A 3,875-nucleotide genomic window follows, 5' to 3' on the forward strand; every position below is an offset into this window, starting at 1 on the left:
CTTCATAATCTTTAATTTCTCTATTATACTCTTTTGCAATCAGTTCTTTTGCTTCCACGAAACGAATCGTTGGAATTTCTTTTACTTCTGGCAATTTCACTTTAAGAAGTTCCAATTCGAATCTATAATGCTCCTTAAGATGATTTAAAGCATATTGAATCATCCCAGTTTCCATCTGCATTATATCTTCAAAACTCTCGATATACCCCATCTCAAAATCTACACTTGTATATTCATTCAGATGTCTTGATGTATCATGCTTTTCCGCACGATAAACTGGTCCAATTTCGAATACCCTTTCATACACCCCAACCATCATCTGTTTATAGAATTGCGGGCTTTGAGCTAGATATGCCTCTTTTCCAAAATAGTTCAATTTAAAGATATTTGCCCCTCCTTCTGCCCCTGCATAGACTATTTTAGGTGTATGAATTTCGGTAAATTTCTGTGTTGATAGATAGGCTCGAAATCCTTGACATAATCCTTCTTGAATCTTGAATATGGCTCTTTCTTTTTCATTTCGTAATGTGATTGGTCTGTAATTAAGAAGGTTTTCCATTGAGGTATCAACCTTCTTATTATTGATTACAATCGGTGATTCCATAGCCGGCCTTGACAAAATCTCTACAGCAATCAGATGTAATTCAACTCCTGTTTTGGAACGTTCTTCTTTCACTACTTTGGCAGTTGCGATAACCGAATATTCTTCCCCTATCTCGCTTAATGAGAATCTAGAAAACTCCTCTCCATATATGCATTGAATCACCTCTCTCTTGGTACGTAATAATATAAAGGCAAAACCACTCATCCGTCGTACCTTATAGATACTTCCATGCACTTTAATTGTACTACCAATATATTCACTAAATTGTTCTGGCTCAATTATACTTTCCTTAATTATTCCTGTCATTCTATTCATACTTTCACCTATACCATGTTTTCATGGTTCTTTCTTATAGATTTATCAGCTCCTATTCGAAAACCACAAATCCATGCAGGCATCGTCTTTATGCCTCATAGTATCACCACCCTTCATATGACGACAGCGTCCTCGTTATACCTAAAAAAGAATACAAAAAAACCGCATGGTAAAATACAACTCACCAATGCGGTTCTTATACATATATCTATAATCTCCACATAGGCACAACACTCTAAGCGCTTGTACCTATGATCATTCACAGTTACAAGCGCTACCTATCGTCGTCCCTATTCATTTGATTAAAGTTAAGATTCGTCATAGATATTCCTCTTTCCTCTAAGCAATTTTAATTTATATAATGTATGCTCTTCAATTATTTTCTATAATTTAACACTTTAATTTCTAATTGTCAAGTGTCCTTAATAAGCTCCATAACCGTACCATTTCTCATACCATTCACAATATGATCATGAGGTTCCTCTAGAAATAGATAACACAAAGCGGCTAGGAATGAATAACTTCCTAGCCGCTTATCAACTTATTCCTATTGGATACTATACAGTTCTCTTTATTTTCACATAATAGTATTAATTAGTTACTGCTTTATACCTTGAAGTATGATAAATCCTTTTGTAATTCTACTGAAAGTTCTTTTAGTTCTGATGCAGTATCTGCTAAAACTTTAGTAGCTTCATTCAACTCTTGCATTGAACTATTTGTTTGTTCCGTTGATGCTGCATTTTCTTCTGAGATTGCGGATAGATTCGTAATTACCTCTATCGTTTTTTCTCTTGAAGTATTACAATCATTTGCTTGAGCGATAATATCCTTCATACTCTCACTTGATGATTGAATTCCAGCACTCACCTCTAAGAAACGTTTATTTGTTTCTTGTAATTTTTCTTTTTGCTCCTCTACAATAGCAGTAATTTGTTCAACATACTGTACTGTAGTTTGTGATTCTTTTGTTAATTCCGTGATTATATCATCGATAATTTTAGCAGATGAGTTACATTGTTCTGCCAACTTTTGAATCTCTGTAGCAACAACTGCAAAGCCTTTTCCTGCTTCACCTGCTCTAGCAGCTTCAATACTAGCATTTAATGAAAGTAAGTTTGTCTGTTCTGCTATTGAAGTAATCAGATTAATTGCATCTCTTATTTGATGAACTGAATCATCTGTAACCTTGATTTGTGTTGCTATTTTGTCAAATGCAGTAGTAGTTCGTTGATTAGATTCTCCTAATTCTTGCATAACATCAACTGACTCATCGCCTTTTTCTTTCATCTCAACTGCCGTCTGTGACAAGTGATTTACTTTTTCAATAATCTGGTTAATATTATCACCCATAACTGAAATTTCACCTGAGGATATATTTACATCCTCTGCTTGTGCTGCTGCTCCTTGGGAAATATCATTAAGTGCAGAAGTAATGGTATCTGCAACACCATAAGTCTGATTTGCTCTCTCTTCCATTACCTCACCTGATTGTATCAACGTTTGTGATACTTTTTGAAGAGATCCAACTACTTCTGATAATCTATCTAAGAACATATTCAGGCTCTTTCCAAACTGTGAAAATTCATCATTTTTTCTTACGTCTGCACGAACATCTATATTTCCCTCTGTGATTTGTGCTAAGAGCTTCTTAAATCCTACAATACTGCTTCTAATTCCCTTTCCTATGAAGAAAGTGATAACTACGATACTAATAGCTGTAACAGCTAATACTACTAGAATTAACGTTGTAACTTGAGATTGAACTGACTTCATATCCTTATTTATTGCACTTTTAAATGAAGTTGATACAGTTGTTAATTCATTACTTAATTCTGTATTCTCTTTCTTCAACTGAAGTATTGTTGTGTCTATTTCTTGCATTTTACTAAAACTATCTTTTTCTACATTTAGGTTTTCTAGAATTTGTTGATTCAACTCTTCATTACTTGAATACACCACTAAGTTGTCTTCTATTGTCTTAAATCTTGTTTCAATACTAGACTTTATTTCGTCAACTTCTTTACCTTCGTTAACTAATTTACTATATTGGTTAACCTCATTAATTAATGTATTGTGTTCATTTGAGAAATTAAAAATATCTGTTACAGCCCCACCTGCTTGAAGTTCATTTGCAATAGGTACTTCCATATATAAGTCATAATATACCATGTCATATTCTTGACTCTGTGCTGAACTTATTGGTAACTTTACGCAGATTTCTTCCCATCTATTGTTCGCTGCTGTAAAATTCGCCTTTACATGAATTGCTTCTTTTCCATTAAATGATTTTAACGAAAGCCCTTGTAATGCATCACCATATGAGTTTGATAAGTCTGCTTCAGTAATCGTGGATAAATCCATTTTATTCTCTGTACTACCTTTTTTTAGGTAGATATTGTTTATATAAATATTCTTCTTGTATTGTTGTGCTGTTCCACCAATTCGGATTGCTAATACATCTCTTTTACCAACTTGAGGTAATTTACTACTATATGTAACTTTAATATACTCTTTATTTCCTATTGTAACAGTTTTACCTTCACCAGAAATTTCTGACCAATTTGTATCAGCCCATGTATTTTCATTCATTAATTGGGTCAACTGCGATTGCACAGAATCAGCTGAAGTCTTATATTGTGCATATAGTCCTTGACTTTCATCAAATCCTCGTTCAGAATTCAACGGTATGATTTCCTGGTAATTTTTTAGTCTCTGTTCAATATTAGTCATGATGGCATTCATATCTGACTCATACTTCTTATCGATTGATTTTTCAATTCCAGAAGCTAGACTCTTCATTTGTTCCAGATTTTCAGTAATTGTATTAAGATATGATTCATCAATATAATAAATATATAAACTATCGGCAGCCTCATTCTTTCCTTGAAGCTGATTGATCTCACTAATTTTAGCCTCCATATTACTATTTTTAATAGTTTCCGTAATTCCGTAT

The 3,875-nt window shown here is 33.4% G+C and carries 1 protein-coding gene and 1 pseudogene; both read right to left on the bottom strand.

Features of this window, described 5'->3' with window-relative positions:
* Nucleotides 1–919 (bottom strand): annotated as a pseudogene (locus ACW2QF_RS13865) (amino acid--tRNA ligase-related protein); the annotation flags it as partial.
* A gap of 606 nt (nucleotides 920–1,525) precedes the next feature.
* On the bottom strand, nucleotides 1,526–3,875 hold a 2,350-nt coding region (locus ACW2QF_RS13870), incomplete at its 5' end, for a methyl-accepting chemotaxis protein (protein WP_455716601.1).

The sequence above is a fragment of the Anaerosporobacter sp. genome (assembly GCF_965301125.1).